The sequence below is a fragment of the Sporosarcina sp. SAFN-010 genome, from assembly GCF_059415065.1.
In genome coordinates, this window is sequence record NZ_JBPFDS010000016.1 from 21,219 (window position 1) to 39,393 (window position 18,175).

Consider the following 18,175-nt stretch of genomic DNA (forward strand, 5'->3'; position numbering starts at 1 on the left):
GTCCCCAATGCGGGTTACTGTCCAGCCTTCTTTTCGTTTTTAGTCTTCCATTGTCGATAGATCGCCCGTCGGTAAATCGAGTTCCCATGCTTTTAGAACACGTCTCATGATTTTACCGCTTCGAGTCTTCGGAAGTTTGTCCTTGAACTCAATTTCTCTAGGAGCTGCATGACCAGCAAGCTCTTTTTTCACAAACTGTCGTATCTCTTCTTTCAATTCATCCGTCGGTTCGTATCCATCATGTAATGCGATGAACGCCTTAATGATTTCACCACGGACTGGATCAGGTTTTCCGATGACACCAGCTTCTACAATCGCTGGATGTTCAATTAATTTACTTTCAATTTCAAATGGACCGACGCGCTCTCCACTCGTCATGATGACATCATCTACACGACCTTGGAAGAAGAAATAACCGTCCTCGTCCATATAGGCAGAATCCCCTGATACGTACCATTCTCCATTCAAGAAGTAGGAATCGTACTTTTCCGGGTTATTCCAGACGGCTCTCATCATTGCTGGCCATCCTTTTTTCAACGCTAGGTTCCCCATTCGATTTGGTGGTAATACATTCCCTTGGTCATCGACAATGGCTGCTTCAATTCCTGGAACCGGCTTCCCCATCGAACCCGGCTTCAGTGGAAGTGAGCCAAAGTTACAAATCATCTGGGCACCTGTTTCTGTCATCCACCACGTATCATGAATTCGCATGTTGAATGTCTCCATTCCCCAACGAACAACTTCAGGGTTTAACGGCTCACCAACTGACAAGATGTGACGGAGCGAAGAGAGATCATGCCCTTCCATAGCAGCGCTTCCTGCTCCCATCAGCATACGGAACGCAGTCGGTGCGCTGTACCAGACAGATACACCAAATTCTTCAATAGCACCATACCAGCTATCAGTTGAGAAACGTCCACCGACAATCAGATTTGTTGTTCCCGCCAATAACGGGCCAAAAATTCCATAAGCTGTGCCTGTTACCCAACCTGGATCAGCAGTACACCAAAATACGTCGTCTTCACGAAGATCCAGTACCCATTTTGAAGTTTGAAGTTGTTGAATCATCGCTTCCTGTACATGGAGAACACCTTTAGGTTTACCTGTAGAACCTGATGTATAGTGCAACAATGTAGGTGATTCACGTTCTAACCATTCCACATCAAAATCTTTGGATGCTTTCTCAAAATGTTTACTGAAACTGATTATTTTTCCTTCTTCTGTTACATCGTCCCCCACGACGAAGACAGTTTCAAGATTTGGCAAACGGTCAACAGGAATACGGTCAACCAGTTCTGGTGTTGTCACTATTGCTTTCGCATCGCTGTCATCCAATCGATCATATACCGCACCTTCCATGAACGCTTCGAATAGCGGTCCTACTATTGCACCGATTTTCAAAGCACCTAAGAGAGCAAAGTATAATTCTGGGGAACGCGGCATGAAGACAAAGATTCGATCCCCTTTTTCTAAAGTTGAACAGTTTTTCAATACATTTGCAGCTTTGTTCGAATTTTTCTTCAAATCTCCAAATGTATAAGTCTCGTTGCGTGAACCGTCTTTATAGTAGAGCGCAACCTTGTTTTTGCGGAATGAATCGGCATGTCGATCTACCGCTTCGTGCGCAATATTCACTTTTCCCGTTTCATACCAGCTAAAGGCTTTTTCAGCTTCTTTCCAGTCGAAAGTAGCCGCCAATTTGTCATAGTCTTGCATTTGATAATCAGACTGTTGAGCCGGAATTGTTTTTAAAACCATAACAGAACCCCCTTAAATATGTACCAACACTATTATTCTACCTGAATCCCTCTTGAATTAGCAAACAAATAATATTTTTCCGACAGTTCTTCATTTTGTAAGAAATTTCATCAAAACGCTCATAGCTTTCATGTATACTGTAAGCAGATGGATTATCAGCATAAGGCGGTGAAGTGGTTGGAACATGTTAAAACCTATAATGCGTTAGAATTGAAGCATAAAAATGGAGATCTTATTATTGAAGGTCCTATTCGGACGTCTGATCTTGAAAGTTATGCTTTCCATGAAGGATTAGTGGCATTTAGAGCACCTGCACAGCAACAAAAAGCACTCATCGGTATTTCAAAATTGCCTGAAGGGAGAATTATTGTTGCTAGAGAACGAGACCAAATCGTAGGGTACGTCACTTATTTATATCCCGATCCACTTGAACGATGGTCTGAGGGTAATATTGAAAACTTGATTGAATTAGGTGCGATTGAGGTCATTGCAAAATATCGGGGAGGCGGTGTCGGTAAGGCGCTACTGGAAGTCTCCATGATGGATGATGCGATGGAAGACTATATTGTCATTACAACCGAATACTATTGGCATTGGGACTTGAAAGAGACAAAGCTGAATGTATGGGAATACCGAAAAGTCATGGAAAAAATGATGCAACATGGAGGACTCGAGTATTTTGCAACGGACGATCCTGAAATTTGTTCGCATCCCGCTAATTGTTTAATGGCCAGAATAGGTAAACGCATCAAGCAAGAGGATGTCCAACGATTTGATAGCTTACGATTTAAAAACAGATTTCTGTACTAAGAAAGAAGGGATACTATGTTAATAGAAGAAATCATGAAAACTGAAGTCATTACATTAACACCCGATCATACAGTAAAAGAAGCTGCAGATTTAATGAGGTCTCACCATATCCGGCATCTCCCAATCGTTATTCAGGACAATCAACTCGTTGGTATTGTCACCGATCGGGACCTAAAAGAAATCTTACCTTACGGAGATCAGCAGACAGAGAATATTGCTTCTGTGTATGACATGCTACTTTCTGAATGCATGGTAAAGAAGCCGATTACAGGACACCCCATGGATTTCGTGGAGGAATCTGCTTTAGTGTTTTATCATAATCAGATTGGTTGTCTGCCCATCGTTTCCAATCAGCAGCTCATCGGAATTATTACAGAAACTGATTTATTGTATAAATACATTGAACTGACGGGGGCACATCAGCCTGGTTCGCAAATTGAAGTTCGTGTGCCTAATATTCCTGGAATTCTACATGAAGTGACTAAAGTGTTCAATGAATTTCAAACAAACGTTCAGAGTGTCCTAGTCTATCCAGACAAAGAAAATGAGGCTAATAAAATTCTAGTGATCCGTATCAAGACGATGAATCCCATTTCGATTATTGAAGGACTTAAAGGACGTGGATTTGACGTTCTTTGGCCGAACTTCCCTGGGACGGAAGTATGAAAAAGGACGCTGTATTCATTTTTTCGGAAGATCAGCTAGGATACTCATTTTCTGACACACATCCATTTAATCAAAAGAGAATTGTGTTAACACTGGATTTACTGAAAAAAACGCATGCGATTACGGATGAAGATATCATCGCACCACGTATAGCAACGGATGAAGAATTACTGTTAGTCCATGAACCTAAGTTTGTCGAGATGGTAAAAAAGGCAGGAAAAGGTGAAGTGGGACCTGAAATCGGTAGTGTGTATGGGATAGGTACAGAGGATACACCAATTTTCCCGAATATGCATGAAGCTAGTGCAATGCTTGTAGGCGGTACACTGACAGCTGTCGATGAAGTGATGAATAACCGCGCCTGTTATGCGTTAAATCTTGGCGGCGGACTCCATCATGGATTCCAAGGGAAAGCTTCGGGATTTTGTGTCTACAATGATAGCTCTGTCGCCATTCGTTATTTACAGAAAAATTATGACGCACGAGTCCTTTATATCGATACAGATGCTCATCATGGCGATGGGGTCCAATGGACTTTCTACGATGACCCTGATGTATGTACCTTGTCCATCCACGAAACAGGACGTTATCTATTCCCCGGCACTGGGCACGTAACAGAACGCGGGAACGGTAAAGGCTACGGGACATCGTTCAACTTCCCCATCGATGCTTTCACAGAAGACGACTCTTTTCTAGAAGTCTATGAAACCGCTTTCCGCGAAGTTGTGGAATGGTTCAAACCAGACGTAATTCTGACTCAAAATGGTGCCGATGCTCACTTTTTTGACCCTTTAACACATTTGTATGGCACTATGGAGATTTATAAAGAAATTCCAAGGATCGCCCGTGAACTTGCAGATGAGTATTGCGAAGGACGATGGATCGCTGTAGGTGGTGGTGGTTATGATATATGGAGGGTCGTTCCTCGTGCTTGGTCACATATCTGGTATACGATGAAGAAACTCCCTGCACCGAATGGACCTCTCCCAGAAGAATGGCTTAGCCGTTGGCAACCAGAGTCCCCTGTTCCATTCATTGAAACATGGGAAGATCCAAATCCGTTATACAAACCGATTCCACGAAAAGCGGAAATTGAAGAAAAGAATGCACAAGTCATGGATCGTTCACTACACTACATACGAAGTGAGCAACAACCAAGGTAGTTTGGATAATTATTCGATTTATAAAGCACAAAAAAGCAGAGAGCTTACGCATCTCTGCTTTTTGCATTTGAAATTTAATTGTATTGAGGATTATTTGCCTCTTACAGAATCTCGATACTCCAATTGGTATGGAAGAATCACTTGTTGCTGATTAACTTCTTCTCCGTTCATCAACTTGGTTAAGAGCCTCATCGATACGGCTCCTAAATCATATAACGGCACTCGGATTGCCGTTAACTGAGGACGGACCGCACGAGCAAGAATCGAGTGTTGGAAACAAATCAGCTCCAAATCATCGGGAACGGTAAGACCTGCATCTCTTATTCCATTCAATAACCCGACAGCAATTTCATCATTGCCCGCGAATATAGCTGTAGGTGGTTCAGGCAGCTTTTTTAAACGGTTCCATACTTCATATGCATCATCGTATGTATTGTCCGTTTCCACGATATATCCATCAGGAATGGATAATCCTGCTTCTGACATCGCGTCTTCATAGCCTGTCTTTTTAGAAAGCCGATTGATATCCCTACTGAATGGTCCTGAAATGAATGCAATGTGCTTGTGATCGTTTTCGATCAACTCTTTCACTGCTGAATATGCTGCTTCTTTGTTTTCAATATTGACAGTCGGAAATTCTAGTTCGGAATCCAATGTTCCTGCCAACACAATGGGAATGTTTGCAGACTTCATTTCCTTACGAACATCATCTGAGATTGAATCGCTCATGAAAATTAGTCCATCCACTTGCTTCCCAAGATGATCTTCAATTAATTCCATTTCTCGAAGAGGACGTTTGTCTGAATTGGACAAGATGATGTTGTACTCATACATCGTCGCAACATCTGCAATCCCTCTAGAAAGTTCTGCGTAATAACTTTTGGAAATATCCGGCACGATCACACCTATTGTTGTCGTTTTTCTGCTGGCGAGGCCGCGTGCTACGGCATTGGGCCGATAGCCGAGCCGTTCAATGCATGCTGTTACCTTCTTACGCGTTGCTGGTTTCACGTTGGGGTTACCGTTGACCACCCGTGATACAGTAGCCATTGAGACGTTCGCTTCTCGAGCCACGTCATAAATTGTTACCGCCATACTGACCTCCCCTTTCTCTGTCTTTTTTTCTTTCTTTCCTAGTATACCAAAACGCCGGAGCAATGTAAGCTCCGGCGGGAAATTATACGATTTGATGTGTATTCATGAAACGTTGCATCTCTTCGTAAAATTCGTCAAATTGTTCGATGTTCATTTGTTGTGCCGAATCAGACAAAGCAACTGCTGGGTCTGGATGTACCTCAGCCATGACGCCATCTGCACCTACAGCAATCGCTGCTTTAGCAGTTGGAATCAGAAGATCCTTTCTACCTGTTGAGTGTGTAACGTCAACAAATACAGGAAGGTGGGTTTCTTGCTTTAAAATTGGAACAGCAGAAATATCTAGTGTATTTCGAGTGGCACGCTCATACGTCCGAATGCCTCGCTCACAAAGCATGATCTGCGTATTCCCTTTTGACATGATGTATTCTGCCGCGTGAATGAATTCATCGATCGTTGCAGCCAAGCCACGTTTTAACAACACTGGTTTGTTTGCTTTACCTGCTTCTTTTAGAAGCTCGAAGTTTTGCATATTACGCGCACCAATTTGAATGACATCTATATAGTCTAGCGCCTCTTCTAAGTGAGATGGTGTAATAATCTCTGTCACTATGGACAAGCCAGTCTCATCAGAAACACGCTTTAAAATCTTTAATCCTTCCAGTCCTAACCCTTGGAAGTCATAAGGTGATGTACGTGGCTTATATGCACCGCCTCGCATCATCGTCAGTCCTTTTGCCTTAATGGACTGGGCAACTGCCAACACTTGTTCATACGACTCAACTGCACATGGTCCGAAAACAAATGAAGGTGTTCCATCTCCTATTTTTTCGCCATTAATGTCGACGATTGTGTCCTCAGCTTTTCGTTTACGTGAAACAAGTAGTGCCTTCTTTTGTTCGTCTTCTTGAATTTCAAGCGCGGACATGAAAATTCCTTTAAACACTTGTTCAAGAATACCATTTGGAATGGGTCCCTTGTTCGCGTCTTTCAAGAAATCTAACATTTCTCTCTCTCGAACCGGATCAAAACGATTTACACCTTGTTTTTCTTTTACCTTACCGATTTCTTGCACTACAGCCGTACGATCGTTAATGAGTTCTAAAATCTTCACATTCAGTTCAGTTACCTGAGACCGAAGCTCTTCCAAATTATTTTGGCGCATAATCATTCTCCTCCCCATTCATAGCATTCCCTTTTCGCATCGGAGAATGTATGGTACATTTTATAATAATAGACCTAGTATAATGAACCTCAGTTGAAAAGTCACGCTATTTCGCTAAATCGTCATATATAATATATTGTAAAGACTTAGGAGGTACTAATGTGACGCCTTTATTTGCACTGGATATTGGAACACGTTCCGTTGTCGGAATTATATTGGAAGAAGTCAATTCAAGGTATCACGTAGTCGATCTTGAAGTAATCGAGCACAAAGAGCGCTCCATGTTAGATGGACAAATACATAACATCGTCAGTGTAGCTTCAGTGATTGGGGAAATGAAAACCTTACTTGAAGAACGCCACGGCCCTTTGAAGAAAGTAAGCGTAGCAGCTGCTGGACGAGCGTTAAAAACTGCCACTGGAAAAATGTCAGTGGACATCACAGAACACGCATTGATCAATACAGAAGATATTAATCGTTTAGAACTCGGTGCAGTCCAAAAAGCCCAACAGGAGTTGCTATCTTCTGACTCTATTACTTCAGAGAACCCGTATTATTGTGTTGGTTACTCTGTACTTCACTACTTATTGGATGATGAAGAGATAGGGAGTCTTATAGACCAAACTGGCCGTTCTGCCAGTGTTGAAGTCATCTCCACTTTCTTGCCTCGGGTCGTTGTGGAGTCCCTGTTATCTGCACTTAAAAGAGCCGATCTTGAAATGGAAGCTCTCACCCTTGAGCCAATCGCTGCAATCAATGTCCTCATTCCACAATCGATGAGACGTTTAAATGTAGCTTTGGTGGATATTGGTGCCGGGACTTCAGATATTGCACTAACAAATAATAATACGGTTTCTGCCTTCGGTATGGTCCCTATCGCTGGCGATGAAATAACTGAAGCACTGAGTTCCAGCTATTTATTGGACTTCCCAGAAGCAGAACGCGTCAAACGAGCCCTTAACGGAGAAGAATCCGTTGTCTTCAAGGATATTCTGGGCTTTGAACAACAATTTCCTGCTCATGAAGTTGTGGAGACAATTTACTCATCCATTGACCGCCTTGCAGACTCCATTGCAAGTGAGATTTTGCGTCTTAATAACACTTCTCCTCAAGCTGTCATGCTTGTTGGTGGCGGTAGTTTAACCCCTGCGTTAACGAGTAAACTCAGCGCTGCTCTGGAACTTCCTTTGCAACGGGTTGCTGTTCGTGGTCTCGATGCGCTGTCAGAGGTGACACTAGCCGAACATATCAGTTCTTCACCAGCGCTCGTTACACCAATTGGAATTGCAATTGCGGCCAAACGCGCACCAATACATTATATGTCCGTGACGGTGAATGAGAAAACTATCCGGCTCTTTGAACTGAAAGAAATGACTGTCGGAGATGCTCTCTTAGCAGCTGGTATTAAAGCCAAACATTTATATGGTAAACCAGGTCTCGCTTTACGATTTTCACTTAACGGTCAAGAAATCACGTTACCCGGAAGCCACGGTACTCCTTCTGCAATTTATAAAAATGGAGAAACAGTCAGTACGAAAGATCCAATTCGGAATGGAGATTCCATTCAACTCATATTAGGTGAAGATGGACGTTCAGCACAAGCTGTGATTGCAGATGTGACGGAACTGGATTCAGATTCTATTTCCGTGACCATCAACGAGCGTCGAGTTGTCTTGAAAACCGAAGTGATCGTGAATAACGAGCGCCAGGATATACAAACTACAATTCAAGATCGAGATGATATCAAAGTTCACCAAGCCAAGACATTACGAGATGCCTTTGCTGTACTGAATTCAGACAGTAGCAATCAGAGTTCACTACAGTCAGTTATTCTTAATGGAAAACGGGTTCATCTTAAACCCAAACCTATCGTCTACTCCCGGAACGGACTGCCGATTTCACTAACTTCACAGTTGGAGGATGGAGATCACATTACTAGTGAGCAAAATTCACTTACGACCGTTGCTGATGTTGCCAATGAATTAGGTGTTCAATTGACAGAGCAGCTAACCGTTTCATTCAACAGTATGCAAGTAACTATTACAAAACCTCGCTTCTTGGTCACGGTGAATAATAAATCCGTTGAACCCACTGCACAAGTTACAGAAGAAGACCAGTTGAAGGTTACACCTTTAACTGGACAGCCAATTACATTTAGTGATGTTTTCGCGTTTGTCGATTATCAGCTCCCAACCGGTTCAGCAACATCTTATAAACTACTGCGCAACCAACAGCCAATCCAATTTTACGATCAGCTGTTCGGAGGAGACGAATTAGAAATTTTGATTACTTAAAAATAGCCATTCAGCCCAAAGGCTGAATGGCTATTTTAGTCAATTACTTTTAGGCTTTTCGTTAGAAACTGCATTTTGATTGATATTCTTATCTTTTCCGATGTTTTCTGAATTGTCATAGGCTACATCACTATTTTTAGTAGTCTGATTGCTAGCTTCTTTTTTCTCTTCAGACATTTTGGAAGCACCTTTGTCCTCTTTGTTAACAATAGGCTCTTCACCTTCAGATGAAGCAGTACCATCATCCATTGGGGCAGTCTTTTTTGAAGTCATCGATTTTACTTTTCCAGTTTGGTCCTGGACATTTTTCTTAAGGTCTTCAGACTTTTCTTTTGCCACTGCAGAAATCTGTGTCGCTTTTTCTTTAGCAGTACTAGACAGATCAGCTGCCTTATCTTTGGCAGTCGCAGTTAGGTCAACTGCTTTATCTTTGGCTGTAGAGCTTAACTCAATACTCTTGTTTTTAAATTGTACGGCTTGAGTTGAAAAATCATCGCGCATTTCTTTACCTGTTTTCGGTGCTAGGAAAAGTGCTGCTGCAGCTCCTATGACTCCCCCTACTAGTGCTCCTACTAAAAAGCTTCCAGATCCAGAACTATCCTCTTCATAGAAACTGTCTGTATCCGTAGGGAAATAATTATAGTTCATCGGTAATTGAGATGGCTCTCCGTAAGAGTTTTCATACATATCATTCGAGGTAAATTCGTTAGTTTGGTTTGGTTTGTTATAGTTTTCGCTCATGCGATCTCCTCCTTAAAATGGTGTTCAGGTGTTGGTCTGTAATCCCTTGGCTTTTTTCGTCTGTCGATACGGTTGGTAATTTCGCTGAACACTAACTTTCAACGACTATCCGCTATGTACAACAGATGGAAGCAGTTCACTCCTCCCTGTCCACGTTCTTATGAGTACTTTTACCCTGTCACTCTACAGGCTAAACTTTGACCATCTTTCCACTTTCGACAACGAGTGATTATTTCCTTTAAAATAAATCAAGATTTCATCAAAAAAAAGAAAACAGCCTGATTAATTCAATCAGACTGTTTTCTGTTCAGCGATATGTTGCTGATAGGCGCTCAAATACTTTTGTACGTCCCCTGCCCCCATGAACAAAAAGACAGCATCTTCATGTCCATCAAGCGCTTCAATAGCATCTAGTGTTAAATGTGCGGAACCAGGAATTTTCTCGGCAAGATCATTCACCGTCAACGTACCTGATTTTTCACGAGCGGATCCAAATATATCACACAGATAAACCTGGTCAGCTTCAGAAAGGCTTTCTGCAAATTCATCCATTAGTGCCGCAGTTCTTGAAAATGTATGCGGTTGGAAAACCGCGACGATTTCACGCTCAGGATACTTCTGTCTTGCAGACTGAAGAGTTGCGCGGATTTCAGTTGGATGATGTGCATAATCATCGATTAGAATTGCACCATCGGCTTGAACTTCAGTGAACCTCCGCTTTACCCCGTTAAAACTCTTAAGACGTTCTGCGACAACGGTTGGTTCCAATCCTTCATACTGACAAAGCGCAATAACTGCCAATGCGTTTTTAATCGCATGGTCGCCAGGCATCGGAATTGTAAACGAATGATAAAATTCGTTACGAACAAATACATCAAAAGAAGTACCTTCAGCGCTTTTTACGATATTAGAAGCACTAAAATCATTTCCTTCGCCAAGACCATAGAGTACGACTGGTACATTTGCTTGAATCGCTAAACAGTTCGGGTCATCCCCACATGCGATAATCGCTTTTTTAACATTCAAAGCCATATCACCAAATGCATTCAATACATCTTCCATGTCTTTAAAATAGTCAGGGTGATCGAAATCGATATTCGTGATAATTGCGTAATCAGGTTCGTACGCTAGGAAATGCCGCTTGTATTCGCATGACTCAAATACAAAAAAGTCACTGTCCTGAACTCCTTTTCCTGTACCATCTCCAATTAAGTATGAAATTGGTGCAAAGCCAGTAAGGACATGAGCAAGAAGACCCGTCGTCGATGTTTTTCCATGGGTACCTGTAATTGCTACAGAAACGGATTGTTTCATGTATTCCGCCAAAAAGTCATGATAGCGAATTACGTCCAGTCCTAGTTCTTTAGCTTTCACTAATTCTGGATGTGTATCCGGAAACGCATTACCCGCAATTATTGTAAGTCCTTCAGTAATATTGTCTTCACTGAAAGGAAGTACGGTTATAGAACGTTCATGAAGTGGTTCCTCGGTGAAAAAGTGCTTTTCCACATCTGAACCTTGAACTTCGTTTGATGAATCGTGAAGGATTTGAGCGAGTGAACTCATTCCTGATCCTTTAATACCTGTAAAGTGAAATTTCGTCATTGTGCAACCTCCTGGGACCAACCTGTTCCCTAAAATCTCTCATTGATAATTCGTAATGTAAGTTCATATTCTTAATCTTATGCTTCATGATCAGGATTCAGAAATGACTCCAAGTCTGCTTCTGTTAAATAGACATCCCGCGAACGACTTCCCCGTTGTTCTGATATGAAGCCATGCGCTTCCATGCGATCCATAATTTTCGCAGCTCGATTGTATCCAATACTAAAATGGCGCTGCATAAGTGATGTCGATGCACTCCCCTGTTCAATGATGAATGCACAGGCTTGTGTGAACAACGGATCTGATTCCTCTTCTTCAACAACAGCAGCGAGTAAATCTTCCTGACCGAATAAGTATTCTGGCGAGGCTTCACTTTTAACGTGTTCAATTATGTCTTCAATTTCATCATCCGTTACAAATGTGCCCTGCAAGCGGATAGGTGAAGATTGTCCATTTCCGATATACAGCATATCTCCCCTACCGAGAAGTCGCTCTGCTCCAGCACCATCGATAATCGTTCGAGAATCGATCTGAGAAGACACAGCAAATGCAATGCGCGTTGGTATATTAGCCTTGATGATGCCAGTAATAACATCGACGGATGGGCGCTGCGTTGCAATAATCAAGTGAATACCACATGCTCTTGCTTTTTGAGCAATTCGACTGATCGATACTTCGACATCATTCGGCGCAACCATCATCAGATCCGCGAGCTCATCGATGACAATTAGTAAATACGGCATTTTTTGTGCAAATTGGCGATTCGCTTCTGCCATTTGGTTATATCGTTCAATATTCCGGGCACCTGCATGCGCAAATAGCTCATAGCGTCGCTCCATCTCGTCGACTGCCCATTTTAAAGCGGCTGTCGCAGCCTTGACATCAGTGATGACAGGGCTAATAAGATGTGGAATTCCATTGAATGGCGCTAATTCCACCATTTTAGGGTCAATCAACATCATTTTTAGCTCTGTTGGCGAAGCTTTGTACAAAAGACTCACGAGAATCGAGTTAATGCAGACCGATTTCCCTGAACCCGTTGCACCTGCAATCATTCCATGTGGCATTTTACGCAAGTCGATTGTTACCGGTTCACCTGTTAAACTCAATCCAAGTACCGCTTCGAGTGGTGAATCAGAACTCGTGAACTTATCAGTATCAATGACTTCTGAAATTCGGACAGGACGTGTTGTCCGATTCGGTATTTCAATCCCGATCGAGCTTGTACCAGGGATTGGAGCCTGAATACGGATATCTTCTGCCGCTAGAGCTAATTTCAGATCATCTGTTAAATTACGGACTTTGCTAACTTTAGTTCCAAATCCGACTGTCAACTCAAATCGCGTAACTGTAGGGCCTTGAACCGCTTCTAATATGTCTGCTTCCACAGAAAAATGAGAAAGTGCTTCGACTAGTTTCTCAGATTGTGAAGTTAGCCATTCGGTATCTTCTTGCTGCGCTTCAGCTGGTAGTAAATCTTCAATTGAAGGGAAAACATAATGAGGAAGCACTTCCTGCTCATCCTCTGATCCCTCTGATAACGTTGCTATACTCGTAAGTGGTGCTGGTTGAACCTCTTCAACATGCTGACTGTTCTGCCTCATTCCAGGCTGATTCTGAGATTCCGGCTTTGCTGGTTGAATCTCCTCGTTAACAGCAGACAGTTGCTCGTTGTTCACAGGCAATGGTGCAGGTTCTTTGATTGTCGGAGCATTGGAAACAGCAAGAGAACGTAACTGCTGCTTCTCTTTATCAGTTTTCAACATGACGACATTAAAAGGAACAATTTTTTCATTTTTGCTTCTATCTAGTTCAGGGGTAGTAGTGGATTCCTCAACAAATGGAACACTGTCGTCCCCTTCTTCCGTCTGTTCTACGTATAGTTCTTCAAAAACATCACTTACTGGCTCAGTAAACTCTTCAATATTCTCTTCTACGTACAGTTCTTCAGGTGCTTCATCTACTGGATCTTCCTGCACTGAACTCTCTTGACTAACCTCTTCAAGTTCAGGTTCTAAAACTGCAATCTGTACACTCTCTTGTACTGTTTCTACTTCTAGTTTCTCAGCAGAATACGATTCAGAGTCTGTCTGATCTGTAGACGAAGTCAACGGAATGATTTCTTCCGCCGTAACAAACTCCCGACCCGATTTTACTGATTCTGGCAAAGATGGTTCATGTGGTATATCTATTACTTCGTCAACTTCATTTTCGGACTCAGTGTACTGGTTCGTTTTCAGAGCCCCAATAGATGGTGCCCCAATTTTTCTGCCAGAAGGCAACACTTCTTTCGGCAAGAAGAGATTCGACGGTCGTTCCACTCTAGTAATTGGTTCATTCCCATTATTAGATGTGATCTCATGTTCAATTTTCACACTGGTTCGTTTTTGTTGTGAAAATCCATATACAGGTGAAGGCACTTCCGTTGGTGTAAACGGTTTGTTAGTGCGTTGTTTCACAATTTCCGTTTTACGTTTAACTGTTTTTTCCAATTCAGGTTTTACGGTTCTATTTTTTTCTGTAAGTTCTTTATATTTCGTTCTATTACCTGCTCTATGGATTTCTCCTATAGGTGGTTCTGCAGGCCATCTGTTATTCTTGTATAACGGTATCGATTCAGATGGGGCATCTTTTTCTACTAAAGGTGCTACTTGTTGCTTTATTTGTACAGGTTCATCGGGATCTTCATCCCATCCATAAATTTCAGCATCAGTAATCATAGGAAATCTAAATGCCGGCCGCTGCGGCGGGTTTGGTTCTTGCGGTTGTTCTAGCTCAGGTGATTCTGTGTTCAAGTCTTCAATTGTCTCATCAGATTGCGAGCCGAACATGCGACCCATAGTTTTTTTAATCCAACTCACTCTATCACTCTTTTCATTTCAATCAACCTATTTTAACAGAAAAACAAGGATAAAATCAAATAGTCGTGTGCTATGTGGGAAACAAAACGGTATCATAGGTCACTTCAACTATCTTTTTTTGATAAAAACAACACACAGGCTGATGAATTTTTCATCAAAAAAAACAGAGAACTCAACTAGCTTCTCTGTTAATAATACTATTTTCAGTTTGTAAACGCACTTCCAACTTCTGCATCTGCTGCTAATACAAGGATACCTTTTTCAGCTGGTGCATCGGGTAACGCTAATTCTTTTGCAGAACAAATCATTCCTGAAGATGGAACTCCACGTAGTTCTGCGTCGCGAATGATCATGCCAGATGGCATCACAGCTCCTACTTTTGCAACGACTACTTTTTGGTCACTTTCAACATTCGGTGCTCCACAGACGATTTGTAACGTTTCATCTCCAACGTTCACCGTACAAATATTGAGCTTGTCCGCATTTGGGTGCTTCTCTTTTGAAACAACGTGCCCTACAACGAATTTCGGACTAAAATCTACATTTAGCTCAAGTGAGACACTGTTCTTTTCAAGTGCTTCTTGAATTTTCGCTACGAGTTCAGGTGTCAATTCTATAGAACCATCCGCATGCTCTCCAACGTATTGAGTTGCGTGAAAAACGTTGAATGCTACCGGATTGCCGTCTTGTGAGGATTTAATAAGTGTAATATCACCTTTTGATTCAATTTCTGTTTGCTCAGGACGCTCAGTTGTCAGTTGTACCATCAACACGTCACCGACACCATGTTTGTTAATAAAGACGTTCATTTCTTTTTCTCTCCTTTTTCTGCGACACGATTTTTAGCCATGATGAAAATAGGTTCCAGCTCCCCATCGTTATATAGGAACGACAAAGACGTAATCGGTACTGTCCCTACAGTGAAGAAGTGCATAGTCATTTGAGCAAGTACATCATATCCTGTATCATTTTGGATATCTCCAATGATCAATACATCTTGGTGGGGCACAGAGACCGTCATATGACCGTCAATGCGGGAAGCCATGTCCTTTAAAAATGCAGCATTTAAAATACGGCTTGCATCATATCCATCATTTATGTTGAGGAAATAATATTTATTGCCCGCTACTTCATCTACTTTAACACCTGTCGGCAGTTTTCGGGCATTAAATAATGCAGCTTCAGTAATTTCTTTCTCTGTCTTGCCAAGTGACGACAGCATACTTTCGTCAATCAAGCGATAAGTTTTCCCTTGGTCCAAAGCATAGTAGATCGCTGTTTCTGCCGTATGAGGTTTCACAAGGAATGGGCTACCCGCTTTAGATTCTTTCGGGAACGAAGTAGAACGGATCACAGGAAGAATGATGGCATTTTCATTGAATCCTTGTTGCTGTTCAGCCTCCATTGCATTAAATGTTTCTTGAATGGTGTAGACGACTTCTTCAATCGCTGCGTCTGATTTTAGTTCATATTTTGCAAGTATTTCAGGCAGGGAAATGTCCATCCCCCTATGAAGCCCTTTATGATCGAGACGTACTCGATCCGCTTTTTTATCAAACTTCCATTCAAAGTTTTGGGAAGAAAGGCGTTTTTTCAGTTCTTCCACTAGTTGTTCTGATTTCAATGTTTTCACCTCTCCTAAAATGTTACTGTTTTACGAATCTATTTGTACAGATCGAGCGATTTCCATCATACGCTTGATTGCTGCAACAAGATCTTCTTTTTGCACAATGGCAGTCACTTGAACGGGACCAGATCCCGTCACAACTTCAACCGAAGAATCTCCATGAGCGCTAATTGCCGCAAATCCAAATACCCCTGCATCCGAAAAGGTTTGTTGCTGGATGAATTCTTTACTCTTATCCGCCATTAACAACTCATAATACGCATGTGAGTCTTGCTTAGCATTCGGATCATACTGCGCTGTATAGGTTTGACTACCTTTTGAAATCACCATTGAGCGCTCTGCTTTCATCACATCCGCTGTCCAGCCAACCGGCATATAGAATTCTACTCCATCAATAGCTTCTGTAGGTTGTTTACGGTTCAACTCAAATGCATCACGTGCTGATTGCATTGCTTCATCTGTTCTTTCTTCAACAGATCGACCACATCCTGATAGGACAAGCACTAATAGTGCCGCTGTTAAGAAGTAGGTGTATTTCCTGATCACGTCTTCGCCTCCGTTTCAGTACAGTATGTTTAGTTTAGCTGTCAGTACTTATCCGCGCAACCATCAGAACCGCAAGTCACTAGAATACACATTAAAAAACAGTCGGTTACAGATTAATCTCTGTTACCGACTGCTTTTATATCGTTGCATCTCAATTGGAACTTAAACGTTTTGCTTAATTGTTTCAAGAGTTGTTTTGTCACATGTTGTCACTAATTTCACAAGAAGTTCTTTCGCAGCCGCATAATCATCCGTATGAATGATTGATGAGGATGTGTGAATGTAACGGGAACAGATACCGATTATAGCACTTGGTACACCATCGTTTGATATATGGACTTTACCTGCATCCGTTCCACCTTGGGAGACGAAATACTGGTAAGGAATGTTATTGGTTTCCGCCGTATCGAGGATGAATTCACGAAGCCCACGGTGAGTAATCATCGTTCTATCCAAAATACGCAGTAGTGTTCCTTTACCTAGCTGACCGAACTCGGTCTTGCTGCCGGACATATCATTTGCAGGACTAGCGTCAAGTCCGAAGAACAAATCAGGGTTGATCATATTTGCAGCAGTTTGAGCACCACGTAGTCCGACCTCTTCCATTACAGTCGCTCCAGAGAAAAGCTGGTTTGGAAGGTCTACGTCTTTTACTTCCTTCAGCAACTCTAGTGCAAGACCGCAACCATATCGGTTATCCCATGCTTTTGCCATAATCTTTTTTTCGTTTGCCATCGGAGTGAATGGGCAAACCGGCAAAGCCTGTTGACCGGGCCGAATTCCGATGCGCTTAGCATCTTCCAAATCATCAGCACCGATGTCAATCAGCATGTTTTTCACGTCCATAGGCTTAGCGCGTTGTTCGTCTGTCAAAAGATGTGGAGGTATGGATCCGATAACGCCTGGAATTACACCTTTATCCGTAATAATTTCCACACGTTGTGCAAGCATGACTTGGTTCCACCAGCCACCTAATGTTTGGAAACGGAGCATTCCATTTTCCGTAATTCCTGAAATCATGAACCCGACTTCATCCATATGTCCAGCTACCATTATTTTAGGGCTATTCTCAGGTCCTTTACGAACACCAAAGATGCCTCCCAAGTTGTCTTGAATCATTTCATCCGAATATTTTTCAAGTTCGCCCCGTAAATATTTTCGTACGGCATGCTCATTTCCGGGTGCACCTGGTAATTCTGTAAGCGTTTTAAACATTGCAAGAGTTTCGTTATTCATAAAAGGATTACCTCCACTTTAAATTATGTACACTACGTATTGTAGAACAATTCAGTCGAAATTACCAATTGTCTAATTCGATACTCGAAAGAATAGAGTGAGTAGTCTCGCTTATTCAAATTGAAAGTGGTATGATACACTTATTAAAACGACTACTAAGGAGTGCTGTCCATATGAAGTTAAAAGAATTTGCTGCCGGAGTTCTTACCGGTGCAGCTGCAGGATTGGTCGTCAAAGAAGCCGTAGATCGTGCAAACTCTGCTGTTCCAGCTGAGCAAGTATTAAAGACTGTAAAAGATGCATTTAAAAAAGAAGGTCCGATTGACGGTTCATGGATTGTGATGAAAACTGAACCGTTTACAAATAACGTGATTTCCATGAACGTCTACAGAGGTGGCGTTTCTCGCATTAAAGATGGTGTGTTGGAACAATATGAATTCGCAGCAGACGCTAAAACAGGTACTGTTGTCGAGCTTGTTAAAAATTAATCACTAAAGTCCTATCCAACAATGAAAAAGGGACTGTCCCACGAGGTCATGTAAAATGACTACTTGGGTCAGTCCCTTTAAATCTGCTTAAAATAAATTAGAGCGTAAACAGTGTTGAAT

At 42.0% G+C, this 18,175-nt stretch carries 15 protein-coding genes; 5 read left to right on the forward strand and 10 right to left on the reverse strand.

Features of this window, described 5'->3' with window-relative positions:
- Positions 1–39 precede the first annotated feature (39 nt).
- A complete protein-coding gene (gene acsA, locus ACR65F_RS15390; RefSeq protein ID WP_440504935.1) occupies positions 40–1,758 on the reverse strand; it encodes an acetate--CoA ligase in 1,719 nt (572 codons plus the stop codon).
- Positions 1,759–1,935: 177 nt separating this feature from the next.
- Here acsA and ACR65F_RS15395 point away from each other — a divergent pair, with 177 nt between their 5' ends.
- From ACR65F_RS15395 to ACR65F_RS15405, 3 genes are read left to right on the forward strand one after another with little or no spacing between them, the layout of a single operon-like run.
- Positions 1,936–2,568, forward strand: a complete 633-nt coding sequence (locus ACR65F_RS15395; RefSeq protein ID WP_440504936.1) for a GNAT family N-acetyltransferase — start codon at positions 1,936–1,938, stop codon at positions 2,566–2,568.
- A 15-nt stretch (positions 2,569–2,583) separates the two neighbouring features.
- Positions 2,584–3,234, forward strand: coding sequence for an acetoin utilization AcuB family protein (locus tag ACR65F_RS15400; RefSeq protein WP_440504937.1), 651 nt, complete (start codon positions 2,584–2,586; stop codon positions 3,232–3,234).
- The gene (locus tag ACR65F_RS15405) at positions 3,231–4,397 is read left to right on the forward strand and encodes an acetoin utilization protein AcuC (RefSeq protein WP_440504938.1); all 1,167 of its coding nucleotides are present in this window, start codon (positions 3,231–3,233) and stop codon (positions 4,395–4,397) included. The genes ACR65F_RS15400 and ACR65F_RS15405 overlap by 4 nt, the downstream gene beginning before the upstream one ends.
- Before the next feature lie 90 nt (positions 4,398–4,487).
- Here the strand turns inward: ACR65F_RS15405 and ccpA are convergent, their stop codons facing one another.
- Together ccpA and ACR65F_RS15415 are read right to left on the reverse strand one after the other, a co-directional pair.
- Entirely contained in the window at positions 4,488–5,492 is a 1,005-nt protein-coding gene (gene ccpA / locus ACR65F_RS15410) for a catabolite control protein A (RefSeq protein ID WP_039043931.1), read from the reverse strand.
- Positions 5,493–5,574: 82 nt separating this feature from the next.
- Positions 5,575–6,657, reverse strand: a complete 1,083-nt coding sequence (locus ACR65F_RS15415; protein WP_039043930.1) for a bifunctional 3-deoxy-7-phosphoheptulonate synthase/chorismate mutase — start codon at positions 6,655–6,657, stop codon at positions 5,575–5,577.
- Between the two features lie 161 nt (positions 6,658–6,818).
- On the opposite strand from ACR65F_RS15415, the gene ACR65F_RS15420 reads away from it, so the two are divergent.
- Positions 6,819–8,951, forward strand: coding sequence for a cell division protein FtsA (locus tag ACR65F_RS15420; RefSeq protein ID WP_440504939.1), 2,133 nt, complete (start codon positions 6,819–6,821; stop codon positions 8,949–8,951).
- Between the two features lie 39 nt (positions 8,952–8,990).
- On the opposite strand, the gene ACR65F_RS15425 is transcribed toward ACR65F_RS15420, so the two are convergent.
- The 7 genes from ACR65F_RS15425 to ACR65F_RS15455 form a co-directional block, all read right to left on the reverse strand.
- Complete coding sequence (locus tag ACR65F_RS15425) at positions 8,991–9,692, reverse strand: YtxH domain-containing protein (protein WP_440504940.1); 702 nt, start codon at positions 9,690–9,692, stop codon at positions 8,991–8,993.
- A 291-nt stretch (positions 9,693–9,983) separates the two neighbouring features.
- The gene (gene murC, locus ACR65F_RS15430) at positions 9,984–11,297 is read right to left on the reverse strand and encodes a UDP-N-acetylmuramate--L-alanine ligase (RefSeq protein ID WP_440504941.1); all 1,314 of its coding nucleotides are present in this window, start codon (positions 11,295–11,297) and stop codon (positions 9,984–9,986) included.
- A 77-nt stretch (positions 11,298–11,374) separates the two neighbouring features.
- The gene (locus ACR65F_RS15435; protein ID WP_440504942.1) at positions 11,375–14,158 is read right to left on the reverse strand and encodes a DNA translocase FtsK; all 2,784 of its coding nucleotides are present in this window, start codon (positions 14,156–14,158) and stop codon (positions 11,375–11,377) included.
- A 203-nt stretch (positions 14,159–14,361) separates the two neighbouring features.
- Positions 14,362–14,967 (reverse strand): YtpR family tRNA-binding protein, encoded by a 606-nt coding sequence (ytpR, locus tag ACR65F_RS15440; RefSeq protein ID WP_125103274.1) that lies wholly within the window; start codon positions 14,965–14,967, stop codon positions 14,362–14,364.
- Positions 14,964–15,782: a DUF1444 domain-containing protein gene (locus ACR65F_RS15445; RefSeq protein ID WP_039043926.1), complete on the reverse strand. Its 819-nt coding sequence runs from the start codon at positions 15,780–15,782 to the stop codon at positions 14,964–14,966. Before ACR65F_RS15445 ends, ytpR begins: the two co-directional genes overlap by 4 nt.
- A gap of 30 nt (positions 15,783–15,812) precedes the next feature.
- On the reverse strand, positions 15,813–16,331 hold the full coding sequence (locus tag ACR65F_RS15450) for a hypothetical protein (protein ID WP_039043925.1): 519 nt from the start codon (positions 16,329–16,331) through the stop codon (positions 15,813–15,815).
- A 162-nt stretch (positions 16,332–16,493) separates the two neighbouring features.
- Entirely contained in the window at positions 16,494–17,567 is a 1,074-nt protein-coding gene (locus ACR65F_RS15455; protein WP_039043924.1) for a M42 family metallopeptidase, read from the reverse strand.
- 173 nt (positions 17,568–17,740) lie between these two features.
- Here ACR65F_RS15455 and ACR65F_RS15460 point away from each other — a divergent pair, with 173 nt between their 5' ends.
- Positions 17,741–18,055 carry a PepSY domain-containing protein gene (locus ACR65F_RS15460; RefSeq protein WP_039043923.1) on the forward strand — a complete coding sequence of 105 codons (315 nt, stop codon included), beginning with the start codon at positions 17,741–17,743 and terminating at the stop codon, positions 18,053–18,055.
- Positions 18,056–18,175: the final 120 nt, after the last annotated feature.

What these genes read in the sequence shown, in the direction of transcription:
- acsA (WP_440504935.1), bottom strand. Translation starts at nt 1,758, where the DNA reads ATGGTTTTAAAAACAATTCCGGCTCAACAGTCTGATTATCAAATGCAA.
- ACR65F_RS15400 (WP_440504937.1), top strand. Translation starts at nt 2,584, where the DNA reads ATGTTAATAGAAGAAATCATGAAAACTGAAGTCATTACATTAACACCC.
- ACR65F_RS15405 (WP_440504938.1), top strand. Translation starts at nt 3,231, where the DNA reads ATGAAAAAGGACGCTGTATTCATTTTTTCGGAAGATCAGCTAGGATAC.
- ccpA (WP_039043931.1), bottom strand. Translation starts at nt 5,492, where the DNA reads ATGGCGGTAACAATTTATGACGTGGCTCGAGAAGCGAACGTCTCAATG.
- ACR65F_RS15415 (WP_039043930.1), bottom strand. Translation starts at nt 6,657, where the DNA reads ATGCGCCAAAATAATTTGGAAGAGCTTCGGTCTCAGGTAACTGAACTG.
- ACR65F_RS15425 (WP_440504940.1), bottom strand. Translation starts at nt 9,692, where the DNA reads ATGAGCGAAAACTATAACAAACCAAACCAAACTAACGAATTTACCTCG.
- murC (WP_440504941.1), bottom strand. Translation starts at nt 11,297, where the DNA reads ATGACGAAATTTCACTTTACAGGTATTAAAGGATCAGGAATGAGTTCA.
- ytpR (WP_125103274.1), bottom strand. Translation starts at nt 14,967, where the DNA reads ATGAACGTCTTTATTAACAAACATGGTGTCGGTGACGTGTTGATGGTA.
- ACR65F_RS15455 (WP_039043924.1), bottom strand. Translation starts at nt 17,567, where the DNA reads ATGAATAACGAAACTCTTGCAATGTTTAAAACGCTTACAGAATTACCA.
- ACR65F_RS15460 (WP_039043923.1), top strand. Translation starts at nt 17,741, where the DNA reads ATGAAGTTAAAAGAATTTGCTGCCGGAGTTCTTACCGGTGCAGCTGCA.